General features: G+C 57.3%; 17 protein-coding genes. 6 read left to right on the top strand and 11 right to left on the bottom strand.

Translation table 11 applies throughout. The features are described from left to right. The first annotated feature begins 125 nt into the window (after positions 1 to 125). The 3 genes from ACKF11_RS02180 (at position 126) to ACKF11_RS02190 (ending at position 2,426) form a co-directional block, all read left to right on the top strand. Positions 126 to 887, top strand: a complete 762-nt coding sequence (locus ACKF11_RS02180; protein WP_407995790.1) for a PEP-CTERM sorting domain-containing protein — start codon at positions 126 to 128, stop codon at positions 885 to 887. Positions 888 to 948: 61 nt separating this feature from the next. Beyond that, a complete protein-coding gene (locus ACKF11_RS02185; protein ID WP_407995791.1) occupies positions 949 to 1,770 on the top strand; it encodes a PEP-CTERM sorting domain-containing protein in 822 nt (273 codons plus the stop codon). A gap of 383 nt (positions 1,771 to 2,153) precedes the next feature. Beyond that, positions 2,154 to 2,426 (top strand): hypothetical protein, encoded by a 273-nt coding sequence (locus ACKF11_RS02190; protein WP_407995792.1) that lies wholly within the window; start codon positions 2,154 to 2,156, stop codon positions 2,424 to 2,426. A gap of 425 nt (positions 2,427 to 2,851) precedes the next feature. Here ACKF11_RS02190 and ACKF11_RS02195 read toward each other — a convergent pair whose 3' ends face one another. Together ACKF11_RS02195 and ACKF11_RS02200 are read right to left on the bottom strand one after the other, a co-directional pair. Further along, the gene (locus ACKF11_RS02195; RefSeq protein WP_309564648.1) at positions 2,852 to 3,064 is read right to left on the bottom strand and encodes a DUF3820 family protein; all 213 of its coding nucleotides are present in this window, start codon (positions 3,062 to 3,064) and stop codon (positions 2,852 to 2,854) included. Between the two features lie 3 nt (positions 3,065 to 3,067). Beyond that, the gene (locus ACKF11_RS02200; RefSeq protein ID WP_407995793.1) at positions 3,068 to 3,394 is read right to left on the bottom strand and encodes a DUF4144 family protein; all 327 of its coding nucleotides are present in this window, start codon (positions 3,392 to 3,394) and stop codon (positions 3,068 to 3,070) included. A gap of 158 nt (positions 3,395 to 3,552) precedes the next feature. Between ACKF11_RS02200 and ACKF11_RS02205 the strand changes: the two genes are divergently transcribed. Next, positions 3,553 to 3,882, top strand: a complete 330-nt coding sequence (locus ACKF11_RS02205; RefSeq protein ID WP_407995794.1) for a cupin domain-containing protein — start codon at positions 3,553 to 3,555, stop codon at positions 3,880 to 3,882. 257 nt (positions 3,883 to 4,139) lie between these two features. Here ACKF11_RS02205 and ACKF11_RS02210 read toward each other — a convergent pair whose 3' ends face one another. Then, a complete protein-coding gene (locus tag ACKF11_RS02210) occupies positions 4,140 to 5,480 on the bottom strand; it encodes a sensor histidine kinase (protein WP_407995795.1) in 1,341 nt (446 codons plus the stop codon). An 18-nt stretch (positions 5,481 to 5,498) separates the two neighbouring features. Next, entirely contained in the window at positions 5,499 to 6,197 is a 699-nt protein-coding gene (locus tag ACKF11_RS02215) for a response regulator transcription factor (protein WP_287112190.1), read from the bottom strand. Positions 6,198 to 6,392: 195 nt separating this feature from the next. Here ACKF11_RS02215 and ACKF11_RS02220 point away from each other — a divergent pair, with 195 nt between their 5' ends. Continuing rightward, entirely contained in the window at positions 6,393 to 6,890 is a 498-nt protein-coding gene (locus ACKF11_RS02220; protein WP_287112032.1) for a Spy/CpxP family protein refolding chaperone, read from the top strand. 208 nt (positions 6,891 to 7,098) lie between these two features. Here ACKF11_RS02220 and ACKF11_RS02225 read toward each other — a convergent pair whose 3' ends face one another. From ACKF11_RS02225 to ACKF11_RS02250, 6 genes are all read right to left on the bottom strand, one after another. Next, a complete protein-coding gene (locus ACKF11_RS02225) occupies positions 7,099 to 7,320 on the bottom strand; it encodes a formate dehydrogenase subunit delta (protein ID WP_405029480.1) in 222 nt (73 codons plus the stop codon). Continuing rightward, complete coding sequence (gene fdhD, locus ACKF11_RS02230) at positions 7,317 to 8,153, bottom strand: formate dehydrogenase accessory sulfurtransferase FdhD (RefSeq protein ID WP_407995796.1); 837 nt, start codon at positions 8,151 to 8,153, stop codon at positions 7,317 to 7,319. The genes ACKF11_RS02225 and fdhD overlap by 4 nt, the downstream gene beginning before the upstream one ends. Before the next feature lie 2 nt (positions 8,154 to 8,155). After that, complete coding sequence (fdhF, locus tag ACKF11_RS02235) at positions 8,156 to 11,005, bottom strand: formate dehydrogenase subunit alpha (protein ID WP_407995797.1); 2,850 nt, start codon at positions 11,003 to 11,005, stop codon at positions 8,156 to 8,158. Between the two features lie 81 nt (positions 11,006 to 11,086). Continuing rightward, positions 11,087 to 12,637, bottom strand: a complete 1,551-nt coding sequence (locus ACKF11_RS02240; protein ID WP_407995798.1) for a formate dehydrogenase beta subunit — start codon at positions 12,635 to 12,637, stop codon at positions 11,087 to 11,089. After that, a complete protein-coding gene (locus tag ACKF11_RS02245; protein ID WP_407995799.1) occupies positions 12,634 to 13,104 on the bottom strand; it encodes a formate dehydrogenase subunit gamma in 471 nt (156 codons plus the stop codon). Before ACKF11_RS02245 ends, ACKF11_RS02240 begins: the two co-directional genes overlap by 4 nt. 555 nt (positions 13,105 to 13,659) lie before the next feature. After that, positions 13,660 to 14,103 carry a winged helix-turn-helix transcriptional regulator gene (locus ACKF11_RS02250; RefSeq protein WP_407995800.1) on the bottom strand — a complete coding sequence of 148 codons (444 nt, stop codon included), beginning with the start codon at positions 14,101 to 14,103 and terminating at the stop codon, positions 13,660 to 13,662. A 97-nt stretch (positions 14,104 to 14,200) separates the two neighbouring features. Between ACKF11_RS02250 and ACKF11_RS02255 the strand changes: the two genes are divergently transcribed. Further along, positions 14,201 to 15,484 (top strand): MFS transporter, encoded by a 1,284-nt coding sequence (locus ACKF11_RS02255; RefSeq protein WP_407995801.1) that lies wholly within the window; start codon positions 14,201 to 14,203, stop codon positions 15,482 to 15,484. Here ACKF11_RS02255 and ACKF11_RS02260 read toward each other — a convergent pair. Then, a complete protein-coding gene (locus ACKF11_RS02260) occupies positions 15,453 to 16,862 on the bottom strand; it encodes a D-2-hydroxyglutarate dehydrogenase (protein ID WP_407995802.1) in 1,410 nt (469 codons plus the stop codon). The genes ACKF11_RS02255 and ACKF11_RS02260 overlap by 32 nt on opposite strands. Positions 16,863 to 16,923 lie beyond the last annotated feature (61 nt).

Consider the following 16,923-nt stretch of genomic DNA (forward strand, 5'->3'; position numbering starts at 1 on the left):
TGATTGCAATCATTGTAATGCTACTAAGTTGCATTGTGCAACAGTGTTGTATATCATGGATTACGGTTCAGATAGTGTATCTGGATGGGAATTTATATCTTCTTGTTTATAAAGGGAGTAATGCCATGCGTCATTTGATCGCAACTATGTTTGTAAGCGCGAGCTTGTTCAGCGGGGCTGTATTTGCAGAGGACCTGCATGCAGGTGATATCATCGTGACACTGAACAATGGCCAGTTCGAGGTGGGTAGCGCTGACTCAGGGCTGCACTATCAGGAAGGCACCGGCTATGCCATTTTCGAGGGCGATTTCCGCGATTTTGCCCGCGGTCCTTACGCGACAAGCAATCCTGGCTTCGATAGTCCAACCAATAGCTTTGCCCCTGATACCATCATCGGTTATCAGGCCATTGGCAACTTGTGGTCTTGGACTGGCGATGTTTGGACCAATGTGGTCAACAATGGTGAAAGCATCAGCGTTGCAGGTGCCTATGGCGAAACCACCACATGGGATGTGAATGGTATCAATGGTGATACTTTTGGCCTGATTGGCCAAGCCGGTTCCTCAGGCAAGATTCACTCTCATCTCGACTTTAGTATCAGTTCAGCTTCAGGTTCTCCAACTGATGGCATTTACTTCATTACCCTGCAATTGGTTGAGCTCGAGTTGCAAGGCAACCAGTTGGTGCTTTCCGATAACGGCTATCTATCTTCCAATCCCTTCTATCTCGTGCTTAACAACGGCTTGAGCGCCAGCGATGCCCACCATGCGCTCCACGACCTGCAAGACAATCTGGTTGTAGCGGTGCCGGAGCCAAGCACTTATGCCATGTTCCTCGCCGGTCTGGGCTTGATGGGTTGGCAATTGCGTCGTCGTCAACAGGCTTGAATCCTTTGAGAAAAGCACCCCCAGGGGTGCTTTTCTTTAAGTCATGATTGGGGAGTAAGCAATGATCAAATCTTCTATATTGGCACTCGCCATGTTGGGCTATGCCACCTTTGCCCAGGCTGTGCATTATGATGTGCGGGTCGATACCAGCAACGGTCCGGTTGCCGGCAGCAAAATCGACATCGATTTTTATGGTGATTTCGACCTAGCGGGCAAATTACCTGTCGATACCCAAACCGGTTACAAGATTTTCCCGGGATATTTTGACGATCTGGAAGGCGGGCCACGACTGACTGACGATCCGGGGTTCCAATCCTTTGCCAATACTTTTAAGTATGGTGAAGAGGTGCATTTCAGGGCGCTCGGAACCCTTTCATACTGGGATCCGAGCATCGGGCTCTGGGGCGATGCTGCCAGCGGCGCAACGGTGACGCTTTATGGTGCCATTCCAGCAGATGTTTTTGTCAATTACATGTTGAACCCACGTAATCCCACTTATGCGGCACAGTACAACTACTATGCAGGAGGCACTGTTTACAGTGCCGACGGCATCAGTGGGCCGCAAACGGCTGCGATCGATGCCGCCAGCCAGAATGGGACTTTCCATTCCCATCTGGATTGGGCGCTATCCAGTTCCGCACCGGCAGGGGCTTACCTTCTGACGCTGCAGATATGGTCGCCGGCCATGGAAAACGGCGAGCAGAAATACATAGACTCGGACCCTTTCCATGTATTGTTCAAGTCTGCCGGCATTACCCAGGCGCAATATGATGAAGCCTTCAACCTGCGCATTGCGGCGGCAGTGCCTGAGGCCGATACTTGGGCGATGCTATTGGTTGGCTTAATGCTGATGATCGGCTGGCGGTTGAAAGCAAAGCGATAGCTGGTTTGTGTATTAAACCCACGCCTGATTTCAAAGGTGTGGGTGTTCGTGCTGAATGCTTCGTCCTATTTTATCTGGTATTTTGCTGCGCCAGATCGAGCAAAATCTCTCCTTACGTTCGTTCACTTGCCTAGCTTTCCAGGCCGCTCCTTTACCCCATCTTCAGACATAGTATAGGCCGCATCGTCTTCAGCATCTGCCGCAATAAATTTGTAGGGTGGGGCTATGTTCATCATCCGGTCTGTTTTGTTCGCCGTTTATAAACGGGGCAAAATAATAGACTAGTTCTTATGACATATTATTGTCATGTAAATGACATCAAGCTAGGTTACCTTGTTTGACGTTCAAGGATGAGCTTCGTGTCGTTCAAAGGGAGATTGATCATGAGAGCTTATATATACCAGGCAGAGTATTTCACCAAGGCATCGGAGCTGAGCGACAAGAAGGCCGAACGCCTGTTGTCCCGGATGAGCGTGCATTTGCATTCCCAGTTGGTGCAGGAAGGCTATTCGCGCCAGGAGATCATGGCAATCCAACTGCAGATCGAGGACGAGCAATTGCGAGATTGGCGGGAACGTGTGGCACAAGTGCGTCGGCAAGATCAGTTATGGCTAGAGCAAAATGCGCATTTGGCTAATAGAGCCTCTCTCAACTGAGTTTTATTTCTATCCTAAATGTTGGATAGTCATCATATGATGTTGCGTTTCATTTTGACGTCAGATCTATGTCTCTTTTGGGAGACATGATATTGTTATTTAAAAACATATAGTTAATTTTGTTTCGTAAAGCAGGTTCAATGGATTGCGTCTCTTTTTGGAGACATCTTCGAGCGGGCAATGTTAGATAAATAATATTTATTATTATTTTAATCAATAACTTATTTAATTTGGCATAAAAGGTGCTTACTAGTGAAGTGAAGTACCAGCCTGTTTTTAGGCTACCTAGAGTCCATGCCATCCCCCCCTGGCGGAAGACTCAAAATCCGACGCCGGGCTTTTTGCCCGGCGTTTTCATTTCATATGCTCGACATCATTCCGGTTGCATGCTTGGGATAAGCGGTTTGGAAAGCCTGGCAAGCGGATTATTGCGAGCGCAAAGGCGTGAGTAGGCCGGAGAGGCCGTTGTGGTCCAGCTCCTGCATCAACGCCAATAGACGTCCAATTTCACCAGGGGGGAAGCCTTCGCGGGCAAACCAGTTGAGGTAGTTCCCGGGCAGGTCGGCGATCAGCCGCCCTTTGTATTTGCCGAAAGGCATGGTGCGCGTGACCAGCAGTTCCAGGTCGCGAGTATCCATTGGTTAGGCTTCAACCAGGCTGGAGAGCACGGTCATGGCCGAAGGAATATCGGGTGCGCCCAGTTTTGGCGTGCAGCAAACACCTTCCAGCAAGGCGTGCGCGCGGATCAATCCCAGGATTTCCTCCAGTGAGGCATAGCCTGCCGCTCTCAAGTGCTTATCCCTGTCGATTTCAAATATCCTACCTTCTGTATCTATCAGCTTTGCTGGCGTGGATGATGTTTGCCATCTATCAAATGCAGTTGCGTCAGGGATGAACTCAAGTTCGGCATCGCCATGATGTTGGAGCAATGCTGGCCATGCAGGCAGGTGTGAAGTCGTGAGCGTCATCGGGGTGATCCTGGGTTATTCCGGTCCAGATATAGGGACTTGCTGGCATTGTAAGGACATGGGCGTTACCATAATGCCTTTTGCTCCTGTTATCCAGGAACATGATTTTAAAACGCCCCTGCAGCATATTGAAAGGGGCAAAGACTGAAAGTATATCAATGAGCAAGATCGTGATCGAAAGCAACCCATCCGCTACCCGCCTGGAGCAATTAGGAGTCGGCAAGTGGCCGACCTGGTCCAAGGAAGTCTCGACATTCCCATGGGTGTTCCCCGAACAGGAAATTGCCTATGTGCTTGATGGGGAAGTGGTGATTACGCCTAACGATGGCAGCGCTTCCGTGACTTTCCGCAAGGGCGACCTGGTCACTTTCCCTGCAGGCCTCCGCTGCACCTGGGAGGTCAAGCAGCCCCTGCGCAAGCATTACCAGTTGGACGGCACGCTCGTTGGCCGTATCTATCGCCGCATCAAGCTGTTTTTTACACGTTAAGCGACTGTGGACCAGCCTTAATTCGAAGCAGGCTGGCACCATTTCTTTTGTCTACAGCCATGTGGCGCTTGGCTGGAAAACGCGAGTCCGGCCTGGGTGATAGCTTAGCATGGCAGAAAACGTCCGGGCGTGTGATACCCGCCTGCCCAAGGATGAGCTCAAGGCCGCTCTCATTCATCGAGGCGCTGCCAGCACAATTGCATACCGAAGGCATACGGCAGTATGGACGGATGCAGCCCAACTATATTTTGCCTAGCTCATGAGCTTGTCGTGATGGATAACGGGAAAATGCAGCGTACGCATAGGCCGCCGTCATCGCAATTGCTGAGCGAAATGCTTCCCTGATGGTGTTCGATGGCGCGCTTGGCAATCGCCAAGCCCAGACCATAGCCGATATGGCCTGCCTTGTCCGTGCCGCGCACGCGGTAGAACGGCTGGAAAACCGACTCAATTTCCGTTTCCGGCAAGCCTGGGCCATGGTCGCGCACTTCCACCGTCACGGAATGATGCTCCTGCCTGATGGATACCTCGATCGGTTCGCCGGCCTGGTTGTACTTGAGCGCATTGCGGATGATGTTCTCGAACGCGCGGCGCAGCAATTCGTAATGGCCGTGCAATATCACTTCGTTCGACGCATGGAACGCGATATTGCTGCCGACGGCTTGCGCCTCGAAATTGGCGTCCTGGACAATGGTGGCGAGCAGGTCATTGAGGTTGAGCTTCTCGCTGCTTTCGCTGCTGATGCCAGATTCCAGGCGCGAAAGCGTCAGCATCTGGCCGAGCAGCTCGTCCAGCCTCTCGGTTTCACGTTCGATGCGGCTGAGCGCCGAGGCCAGCTTGTCCGGCTGCTGCTGGGCCAGGCCCACCGCCAGCCGCATGCGGGCGACCGGCGAGCGCAGCTCATGCGAGACATCGTGCAACAGCAGGCGTTGGGCATCGAGCAAGGTTTGCAGCCGCGTTGCCATATAGTCGAAATCTTCGCCCAGCTCTATCAGTTCATCGTTGCGATTGCCAAGCTCCGGGCTCACGCGCGTGCTCAGGTCGCCCTCGGCAAGCCTGCGGCTGGCCTGGCGCAGGAGCTTGATTGGGCGGCTCAGGTAGAGCGCAAACCCCGCGCTGAACAGCAGGCTTGCAAGCAGGGCGATGAAAATCTGCAGCTGCAGGTTATAGCGAGGCGGGCCTGCAGAGTCTGCGCTATCGGCCGGGATGAAGAGGATGTATTGCTTGCCGTCGCTGGACTGCACGCGCCGCACGCTGGGGATGGGCGGCGTTTGGTCCAGCGCATGGATAGCTTGCTGCAGGGTTTCGGGCCGGACCGTGCGGTTGAGGATATCCTCATGGTCCTGGCCTATTACCAGTACGGTCGGCACCTTGTGCCCGGGCCAGTTATCGAACAAGGCCTTGGCGCCCGCTTCCCCGCCGTATTGCAGGGCATTGGCGGTGATGCCGACAACGAAATCCGCCCTGCGGTCGCGCAGGAAGCCTTCTTCGCCGGAAGGGTTTCTTTCATTCAGGTAGATTGCACCGCCAACGCCTGCGACAGTTACCAGCAACGTCAGTGAGAATCCAAGAAATATTTTCCAGAATAGCTTGCCCATGTGTATGGCCCGGTCAGGTTAGCCCGCGATGAACTGGTAGCCGACGCCGCGCACGGTCTGGATCGGCGAGCGCCCGTCTTCCAGCAGGCCCAGTTTCTGGCGCAAGTTGCTCACATGCACGTCCACGCTGCGGTCATAGCGGCTTTCCGGCCGCCCCAATGCCTGGGTGAAAAGGTCGGCCTTGCTGACGACGCGCCCGGCATGGCGGGCCAGGACTTCCAGCAGGGCGTATTCGCTGGTGGTGATGTCCAGCGGTTCGCCTTTCCACTCGATAATGCGCTCGGAAGGGTAGATGGCGATTTTGCCGACGCGAGTGATGTTGGGCGTGCTCTGGCTGTGCAGGGCCTCGTCGCGCACAACGACGCGGCGCTGTATGGCGCGCAGGCGCGCCACGAGCTCGCGCGGGTTGAACGGCTTGGACAAGTAGTCGTCCGCCCCCAGTTCCAGGCCCACGATACGGTCTATCTCGTCGCCCTTGGCCGTGAGCATGATGACCGGGATCTGGCTGCTGACGCGGATCAAGCGCAAGGTGTCGAAGCCGTTGAAGCGGGGCATCATCACATCCAGCACCACGAGATCGTATTCGCCGGAAAGGGCGAGGCGCGCACCTTCTTCCCCGTCATGGGCGATCGTCAATGTGAAGTCCTCGGCCCCCAGGTATTCTTCCATCATCTGGCAGAGTTCGACGTCATCATCGATGAGCAGGATACGTAGCACTGTGTTTACCTTTCACTTCTTTAAAATTGCAAACGGCATTCTGCCGCAGGCTTTATAGCAGGAATCAGCATCTTACAAAGTTTTACGCACAATTACACCGATTTGACCAAAGGCAACAAACATTTAGCCGAGGTCTGGATCATAGTATGCAGACAAGCTTATTTGTCGTTCTTCACAACCAAAGGAGCATTCATCATGATCAAGCCACGCAAATTCCTGGTTCCATCCCTTATCCTCGCTTCCTCCTTGCTGGCAATGAATATTGCAGTGCATGCCGAGTCGGGGCATGGCGACAAGAAATGCGACAAGGATAAAAAGCATGCCGCGTTTGGCGAGCATCGCGGTTTTTCCGAAGGGCGTTTCCTGGAACGCAAGCTCAGCAAGCTGGACCTGAGCGGCGAGCAGCAAACCCAGGTGAAGCAGATCGTCGATAAGCAGAAGCCGGTGCTGGCTGAAAAGCGCCAAGCTTTGCACGCTTCATTCAAGGCCCTGGCTTCAGCTTCCGCGAATGATCAATACGATCAAAAGAAAGTGCAGGAGATCGCCAGCGAACAAGCCAAGCTGCAAGCGGATTTATTGGTGTTGCGCAGCAATACGCTGCATGAGGTTTACCAAGTGCTGACGCCCGAGCAAAAGCAGAAATGGGCCGAATTCCAATCCAAGGTACGTCCCAAGCATGATGAAAAGGCTTAAGAAGAGGTGGCAAGATAACACTCTTAAGCATCAATTCACTATGTAATAAAAATGCCCGGTCTGCGCCGGGCATTTTTATTGAGCAGGGCAACCTTGGAGCGGCTAACAGAACTCAGCGAAGCGATCCTGGCTAGGCGCTCTGCCGCAGGCAGTACAAGCAGTACGGTAAGGCAGGGCAACGACGCGAGGAGAGTTTTGTTGGCCGCTCTTAATGAAGATGTTCCCTGATGGCGCTTGATACCAGGGGATTGAGGCCGCTATCCGGATGCTCGCCGATATGCTGCAGGATCTGCTGGCGCATCTGGGGCGCCCAGAAACGCTGCAAATGGCTCGCAATATCCTTCTTCGCCTGTTCATGGTCAGGATAGGAACGGAAGAAATCCCCGATTTGGTTGGCCATCTTCACCAACTGCTCGATGTTCATGCTCATGCCAGCTCCTTGTGTAACAAACGTTCCGCGACGCTATAAACGACATGCTGCTCCTTGCGGGCGAATCCTACCAGGGTCATGCCGCAGCCCTGGGCCATGCGGATCGCCAGCCCGGTGGGCGCGGAGATTGCCACCAGCATGGGAATATCCGCGCTGGCGGCTTTCTGCACCATTTCGTAGCTCGCCCGGCTGGAAGTCAGCACAAACCCCTCGCGGGACAGCTGCCGCTCGGCGAGGGCGCCAATCAATTTATCGAGGGCATTGTGCCGCCCGACGTCTTCCCGCACCAGCAGCACCTTGCCCTCCCGGTCCGCCCATGCCGACGCGTGGGTCGCACCTGTCCTGCCCTGCAATGCCTGCTGGGCCTGCAATTCGCGCTGGGCACGGTATATGGCTTCGGCATCGAAAGTGATATCCGCAGCCTGTATCCTGCGGGGCACCCTGATGGCCTGGTCCAGGCTTTCCGAACCGCAAAGGCCGCAGCCTGTGCGGCCGGCCATGCTGCGCCTGCGTTCCTTCAGGTGGACGAAATTCTCGCTGGCGATCTCCATTTGCAGCTCGATGCCATTGACGCGCTCGACGATGTCGATGCCGTACAGCTCTTTCGGGTCGGACAATATGCCCTCGCACAGCGAGAAGCCGAGCGCGAAATCGGTCAGGTCGTCCGGCGTGGCCAGCATGACGGCGTGCGATATGCCGTTGTAGATCATGGCAATAGGTACTTCCTCGGCGACCTGGTCCTGCAACTCATGCAGTTCGCCATGCTTGTACTTGAGCACCGTCACACTGCTGTCGGTCGCTTCCGCTTCAATCAAGAACTCTGATGCATTCATCCTTATTCCACACGGGCTGTATCCCGTTGTTTGACCAGGGCAATCTGCTCGTCGCTGAATTCCTGGTAGTGGCGCTGCCAGTCTGACAGCTGCGACACGCGGGTGACCTGCACCGCAGTGACCTTGAATTCAGGGCAATTGGTTGCCCAGTCCGAGTTATCGGTGGTAATGACGTTGGCGCCAGATTCCGGATGGTGGAAGGTGGTGTAGATCACGCCGGGCTGAACGCGCTCGGTAATCTTGGCATGCAGCACTGTGTTGCCCGCACGGCTGGTGATTCCCACCCAGTCGCCATCCTTGATGCCGCGGTCTTCCGCATCCTGGGGATGGATTTCCACCACGTCCTCGGGATGCCAGGCGACATTGTCGGTGCGGCGTGTCTGGGCGCCCACGTTATATTGCGACAGTATACGCCCGGTGGTGAGGATGAGGGGGTACTTGCCGTTGACCTTTTCCGAAGTCGGCACGTATTCCGTGATCATGAAGCGGCCCTTGCCGCGCACGAATTCATCCACGTGCATGATGGGCGTGCCGTCGGGATGCTCTTCGTTGCATGGCCATTGAACGCTGCCCATTTCATCCAGCTTCTTGAAGCTGACGCCATGGAAGGTCGGCGTGAGGCGCGCGATTTCGTCCAGGATTTCCGAGGCATGCTGGTAAGGCATCGGGTAGCCCAGCGCTTCGGAAAGCAGGGCGGTGATCTGCCAGTCCTCGTAGCCGTTCTTCGGCGTCATCACGCGGCGCACGGGCGAGATGCGGCGCTCGGCGTTGGTGAATGTGCCGCTCTTTTCCAGGAAGGAGCAGCCGGGTAGGAACACGTGGGCGTACATCGCGGTCTCGTTGAGGAACAGGTCCTGCACGATCACGCATTCCATGGAGGCAAGCGCATGGGTGACGTGCTGGGTGTTGGGGTCGGACTGGGCGATGTCCTCGCCTTCGCAATACAGCGCCTTGAAGCTGCCGTCGATCGCGAAATCGAGCATGTTGGGGATGCGCAGGCCGGGTTCGTTGTCGAGCGGCCTGCCCCAGGCGGCCTCGAACAAGGCGCGGGTAGCGTCGTCCGACACGTGGCGGTAGCCCGGGAACTCGTGCGGGAACGAGCCCATGTCGCAGGAGCCCTGCACGTTGTTCTGGCCGCGCAGCGGATTGACGCCCACGCCTTCGCGCCCGATGTTGCCTGTAGCCATCGCGAGGTTGGCGATGCCCATCACCATCGTCGAGCCCTGGCTGTGCTCGGTGACGCCCAGGCCGTAGTAGATCGCGGCATTGCCGCCCGTCGCGAACAGGCGCGCGGCGGCGCGGATGTCGGCGGCGGGTACGCCGATGGCTTCCTGCATGGATTCCGGCGAATGTTCGGGCTGCGCGACGAATTCGCTCCAGTACTGGTAGGAATCCCACTCGCAACGCTCCCTGACGAAGGCTTCGTCGGCCAGGCCTTCGGTGACGACCACATGCGCCATGGCGGTGATCAGCGCGACATTTGTGCCTGGGCGTAGTTTCAGGTGGTAATCTGCCTTGACGTGCGGGCCGGATACCAGGTCGATCGCGCGCGGATCGGCGATGATGAGTTTCGCGCCTTCGCGCAGCCTGCGCTTCATCTGCGAACCGAATACCGGGTGGCCGTCGGTCGGGTTGGCGCCGATGACCATGATCACGTCGGATTTCATGATGGAGTCGAAAGTCTGCGTGCCGGCGGATTCGCCCAGGGTCTGCTTGAGGCCGTAGCCGGTAGGCGAGTGGCAGACGCGGGCGCAAGTATCGACGTTGTTGTTGCCGAAAGCGGCGCGCACCAGCTTCTGCACCAGGTAGGTTTCCTCGTTGGTGCAGCGCGAGGAGGTGATGGCGCCTATGGAATTGCGTCCATGCTTGGCCTGGATGCGCTTGAGCTCGCTGGCGGCGTAGCCGATCGCTTCCTCCCAGCTCACTTCCTGCCATGGGTCGTGGATGCTCTTGCGTATCATCGGCGTGGTGATGCGGTCGCGATGGGTGGCATAGCCCCAGGCGAAGCGGCCCTTGACACAGGAGTGGCCGTGGTTGGCGCCGCCGTTCTTGTCCGGCACCATGCGCACCACCTGCTCGCCCTTCATCTCGGCGCGGAACGAGCAGCCGACGCCGCAGTAGGCGCAGGTCGTGATGACGCTGTGCTCGGGCTGGCCGTGCTCGACCACGGTTTTTTCCATCAATGTCGCGGTGGGGCAGGCGGCGACGCAGGCGCCGCAGGAGACGCATTCCGAATCGAGGAAATTGTCGAAATTGCCTGTGGCAACCTTGGAGTCGAACCCGCGGCCCTGGATTGTGAGCGCGAAGGTGCCTTGCGTTTCCTCGCAGGCGCGCACGCAACGCGAGCAGACGATGCACTTGGAGGCGTCGAACTGGAAATAGGGGTTGCTGATATCCTTGCCGGCGGCCAGGTGGTTTTCGCCGTCATAGCCGTAGCGCACTTCGCGCAAGCCCACGGCGCCGGCCATGTCCTGCAGTTCGCAATCGCCGTTGGCGGAGCAGGTGAGGCAGTCCAATGGGTGGTCGGATATATAGAGTTCCATCACGCCGCGGCGGATGTCGGCCAACTTGGGCGTTTGCGTATGCACCTTCAGCCCTTCATCGACCGGGGTGGTGCAGGAGGCGGGATAGCCGCGCCTGCCTTCGATTTCCACCAGGCAGAGCCTGCAGGAGCCGAACGGCTCCAGGCTGTCCGTGGCGCAGAGCTTGGGAATGCTTACCCCTGCCTCCATCGCGGCGCGCATGATCGATGTGCCTTTGGCGACCGTCACTTGCATGCCGTCAATTTCCAGCGTGACTTGCTGCTCAGTTGTCCGGCTCGCTGGGGTGCCGTAATCCGCTTGCTTGTCCATCACTTTCTCCTCTTGACCACTTTGGCAAACCCCGCTTTTTATGTGGGGCAGGGTGGTTTGCCGGATGTTTGCTGCGTTAACTCATGCCGCGCGTTCCTTCTTGCTCACGCCAAAATCCTCGGGAAAATGGTTGAGCGCGCTCAGAACGGGGTAGGGCGTCATGCCGCCAAGCGCGCAGAGCGACCCGTTCAGCATGGTATCGCTGAGGTCGCGCACCAATGCGATGTGCTTGGCGTGATCGGTGCCTGCCATGATCTTGTCCATGACTTCCACGCCGCGGGTGGAGCCGATGCGGCATGGGGTGCACTTGCCGCAGGATTCCACGGCGCAGAATTCAAAGGCATAACGCGCCATGTGCGCCATATCCACCGTATCGTCGAAGGCAACGATGCCGCCGTGGCCTAGCACGGCCCACAATTTGCCGAATTCCTCGTAATCCAGCGGGGTGTCGAATTGCGACTCCGGCAGGTAGGCGCCTAGCGGGCCGCCGACCTGGACAGCCTTGATCGGCCTGCCACTGGCGGAGCCGCCGCCGTAGTCGTACAGCAATTCGCGCAGGGTGACGCCAAAGGCTTTTTCCACCAGACCGCCATGCTTGATATTGCCTGCGAGCTGGATTGGCAAGGTGCCGCGGGAGCGGCCCATGCCGTAGTCGCGGTAATAGACGCTGCCCTTGTCGAGGATGATGGGCACGCTGGCGAGGGAGATGACGTTGTTGATGACGGTCGGCTTGCCGAACAGGCCGGAAATGGCGGGTAGCGGCGGCTTGAAACGCACCAACCCGCGCTTGCCTTCCAGGCTTTCCAGCAAGGCGGTTTCCTCGCCGCAGACATAAGCGCCCGCGGCACGGCGCACTTCCAGGTAGAAGTCATGCTGGCTGCCGAGAATGCCCCGCCCGAGATAACCTGATTCATAGGCGCTCTTGATCGCCAGGTTGAGCGCGGCGATCGAGTGCGGGTATTCCGAGCGTACGTAGATATAGCCTTGCGTGGCGCCGACGGCAATCCCTGCGATCGTCATGCCCTCGATCAGGACGAACGGGTCGCCTTCCATGATCATGCGGTCGGAGAATGTCCCTGAGTCGCCTTCGTCTGCATTGCACACAATGTATTTTTGCTCGGCTGGCGCTTCCAGCACCGTCTTCCACTTGATGCCGGTCGGGAAAGCGGCGCCGCCACGCCCGCGCAGTCCGGAATCGGTGACCTGCTGCACAATATCTTGCGGCTCCATGTCAATTGCGTTGCGCAGGCCTTTGTAGCCGTCATGGGCAATATAGTCCTGCAGCGACACCGGGTCGGTGATGCCGACGCGCGCAAAGGTTAGGCGCTCCTGGTGTTTCATCCAGGGCAGCTCCTCCGTTGGGCCCAGGCTCAGCGCGTGCTGTCCGCCATCAAGAAAGCCTGCGTCAAACAGGGATGCCACCTGGTCAGGCGTGACGGGGCCGTAGGCGATGCGCCCCGCACTCGTTGCTACTTCGACTAACGGCTCTAGCCAGAACATGCCGCGGGAGCCATTACGGATGATATTCAGTGGAATATTGCGCGATTCGGCTTCTTTGGCGATGGCTGCGGCCACCAGGTTGGCGCCCAGTGAAAGGGCGCTGGAATCGCGGGGAATGTAAACGGTATTCATGGATTGTCCCTCCGTGCGTTGGCGAGAAGGGATTCGACTTGCTGGGGGCTGACGCGGCCGTAGATTTCGTCGTCGAGCATGATGGCGGGAGAGCAGGCGCAGTTGCCTAGGCAATAGACGGGTTCCAACGTAATGCTGCCGTCGCTGGTGGTTTCATGGTAGTCGATGCCCAGCGAGGATTTCACATGGTTTTCCAAAGCGCCGCAGCCCATGGCCTGGCACGACTCGGCGCGGCATACCTGCAGGACATGCCTGCCTGGCGGCTTAGTGCGGAAATGGTGATAAAACGTCACCACGCCATGGACTTCCGCCACAGAGAGGTTGAGCGCCTTGGCAATCAAGCCGTAGCACTCTTCCGGGATATAGCTTAAATCGTCCTGAATCGCATGCAACAAGGGCATTAACGCACCGGCCATATGTTGATGTGATTCGATGTGCGATTTAATGCGTGCCATCTGGTCATGCATTACTTTCTCCTCGAATCCACCAGAACCTGTTCAAGGTCTTTTTATCGGTACGCATGACTTCAAAACGCGCCCGATCAAGACGCAGTCCGCAGAGGATGCTTACTGCCCTCGTCAAGGACTGCAACGCAGAGCGGGCGCGTTTTCAAGCCATGCCCTGCGGGTTGATCCGGTAAGGTAGCCGCTGCTGCGTTGCAAATCCTCGCCGTGCTATCAGCACGCCTGTGGTTTGCGCCTTGCTTCGGCTGCCTTACCGGATCAACGTATCCCATAAAAAGACCTTGAACAGGTTCTAACTACGACTACGTTATTGTTATGCTTGCTTTGCTTATAGTACGAACTATATACCGAATTGTACACAGGTAGACAATAAAAACTACCATGCACAGTAGGGCTATTTTCAACCGTAAATAACGGCTTTCAGGTCAATTATTGCGGTGATTCCAGCGTTATCTCGTGAAATCCATCCGCTAAGCCCGCTATACCCGACCGTGTAAATATAAGACAGCAATATTCGGCAATGGTTTGAAATTGGCTTGCGTCAGTATGCTGATGCTGTCACAGCTTCTGCACTTCCGTTTCGCTCGGCATCAGGACATTGCCGTCACCGGCTTGCGGGGCCATATAAGCGATAGGCTGCTTGTTTTTTCTGTCGATCAGCAGGGAGTGATGTTCACCTTGTGCAAACAAATGGCGTTCCCCCCATTGCCGCAAGGCCACCACCACCGGAAACAGGCTTTCCCCCTTGGGCGTCAGTACATATTCCTGGTAGGCAGTGCCATCTGAAGCCGGCCGGGTTTGCAGGATGCCTGCATCGACTAGCCGGCGCAGACGGTCGGACAGGATGTTGCGGGCCACGCCCAGGCTGCGCTGGAAATCGCCGAAGCGGTGCATGCCGTCGAAAACGTCACGCACGATGAGCAGCGACCAGCGGTCGCCAACCACATCGACGGAGCGTGCTACGGGGCAGGTTTCAGGTTTTTTCGGGTTGCGGCGAGGCATGGTGTTCCCTTCGTCGGGATATCTGAATTCAAGTTGCATTTTAAAACTAGATTATCTACCATTCAATGAGTTTTATTTTGAAACTAGATTGATGGTAATGAAGCATCCCGTCTTAATTCCCGCATCGATGCGCCATGGCAATACGATGGAACCGCCAGCGCGCATGTCGTCGAGCATGGTCTTGCTATTCGCTATCGCCAGCGGGCTGAGCGTAGCCAATGTGTATTATTCCCAGCCGCTGCTGGATGCGCTGGCCCTGGAATTCGGCATCATCCATGCGGCGGTCGGCGGCGTGGTCACCGCAACGCAAGTCGGCTGCGCCCTGGCTTTGCTGTTCCTCGTGCCGTTGGGCGACTGGGTGGATCGCCGACGTCTCATGATCGTGCAGTTGCTATTGCTGGTGGTGATGCTGGGCATGGTGGGGTTGGCGCAATCTGTCATCGTCCTGTTGGCGGGCATGCTTGGCGTCGGCTTGCTGGGCACGGCAATGACGCAAGGGCTGATTGCCTACGCGGCTTCTGCCTCCGCTTCACATGAGCAAGGGCGAGTGGTCGGCGCGGCGCAAAGCGGCGTATTCATCGGCCTGTTGCTGGCCCGCGTATTCGCTGGCGGTATCAGAGACCTGGCCGGCTGGCGAGGTGTGTATTTCTGTGCTGCGGCGTTGATGCTGGTTCTCGCATTGCCGTTATGGCGGGGGCTGCCAGCGCTGCCTGTTATCTCTGGTACCTTGAGCTACCCGCGCCTAATTGCTTCAATGCTGGTTTTGCTGCGGGATGAGCGGGTATTGCAGATTCGCGGCATGCTTGCGATGCTGATGTTTGCCGCCTTCAATATCTTCTGGGTTGCGCTGGTGCTGCCGTTGAGCGCGCCGCCTTATGGTTTTTCGCATACCGTGATCGGCGCTTTCGGGCTGGTAGGCGCAGCGGGCGCCCTGGCTGCTGCCCGTGCCGGCCAATGGGAAGACCGTGGATTCGGCCAGCGTACCACTGCCGCCGCGCTGGCGGTATTGCTGCTGGCATGGTGGCCGCTGTCGTTGATGGAGTGGTCTTTGTGGGCGCTGGTAACCGGCATTGTGCTGCTGGATATCGGCGGGCAGGCGCTGCATGTCACCAATCAGGGCATGATCCTGCGCACCCGCCCGGAGGCGCATGGCCGGCTGGTCGGGCTTTATATGCTGTTCTACGCGGTCGGCAGCGGGCTGGGGGCGATCGGCACGACCGCCATATATGCTTCTGCAGGCTGGCAAGGCGTGTGCATCCTCGGAGCCGGGGTCAGCTTGCTGGCGTTGGTGTTCTGGGCCGCAACGCGGCGCTACATGCCGGAGGCGCCCCGTGCTGAGCCGGGTTGCGCTACAGGTCGAAGATCTTGCCCGGATTCATGATTCCATTCGGGTCAAATACCTTCTTCAGTTCGCGCATATAGCCGATCTCGACCGGGTCGCGGGTGTAGGCGAGGTAGTCTTTCTTGGTCATGCCCACGCCATGCTCGGCGGAAACCGAGCCGTTGTATTTCTGCACGGTCTCGAAGACGAACTGGTTGACCACCTTGCATTTTTCGAAGAACTCGTCCTTGGTCAGGTCGGCCGGCTTGAGGATGTTGAGGTGCAGGTTGCCGTCGCCGATATGTCCGAACCAGCAGACTTCGAAGTCCGGGTAGTTGTCGGCCACGATCGCGTCGATGTCGGCAATGAACGCGGGCACGTGGGTGATCAGCACCGAGATGTCGTTCTTGTACGGTGTGAACGGCGCAATGGTCTCGGAGATGCCTTCGCGTAAATGCCACAGGGCCTGTGCCTGTGCCTGCGATTGGCTCATGACGCCGTCGAGTATCCAGCCTTGTTCCATGCAATGTTCGAATATCTGCATGGCGTCGTCGACCACGGCCTCGAAGCGGCCCTCGAATTCGAGCAGCACATATAGCGGGGATTCGGTTTCAAAAGGGCGCGCCGCGTGACCGTGAGCGAGGACTTTCTCCAGCGCTACCTGGTTGAAAAACTCGAAGGCGGTGAGGTCTATGCGCTGCTGGAACGCATGCAGGATAGGCATGACCGCTGCAAAGTCTGGCACGCTCAGTACCAGCACCTTGAGGTCCTGTGGCTGCCGCGTGAGCTTGATCTCGGCCTCGGTGACGATGCCCAGCGTGCCTTCGGAGCCGATGAACAATTGGTGCAGCGCGTAGCCGGTGGCGTTCTTGATCATGCCCTTGTTGAGGCGCAGGATGTCGCCCTTGCCGGTGACCACGGTCAGTCCCAGCACCCATTCGCGCGTCATGCCGTAGTGGATCACCTTGATGCCGCCGGCATTGGTACCGATGTTGCCGCCCATCTGGCTTGAGCCGGCAGCGGCGAAGTCCACGGGGTAGTAAAGGCCTTGTTGCTCGGCATATTGCTGCAATTGCTCGGTGACTACGCCTGCCTGTATGCGCACCAAACGGTCGGCATGCAGGAAGGACAAGACCTTGTTCATGCGGTCCAGGCTGATGACGATCTCGCCATTGGCGGCGACTGCCCCGGCAGAAAGCCCGGTGCGGCCGCCGCTCGGTGTGACGGGGATATTATATTGGTTGGCCAGCTTGACGATGGCCTGCACTTCCTCGGTGCTGCCGGGAAAGACGATGGCGGATGGACGGGGATCGAAATGCTTGGTCCAGTCCACTCCCCAGCTTTTCAGGCTGTCTTCATCGGTCTTGACGCGTTGTTCGCCTACGATGGTCTGCAATTGTTCCAGAAGGGAGGAGGGAAGGCTGGCGGGTGCATTCATCAAACATTTACCTGTGAAAATGGCATTAAAAACGTCAATGTAAAATAGTCAACGGTCAAGC

The sequence above is a fragment of the Methylobacillus draconifructus genome (assembly GCF_045984385.1).
In the GTDB taxonomy this organism is placed as follows: domain Bacteria; phylum Pseudomonadota; class Gammaproteobacteria; order Burkholderiales; family Methylophilaceae; genus Methylobacillus; species Methylobacillus flagellatus_A.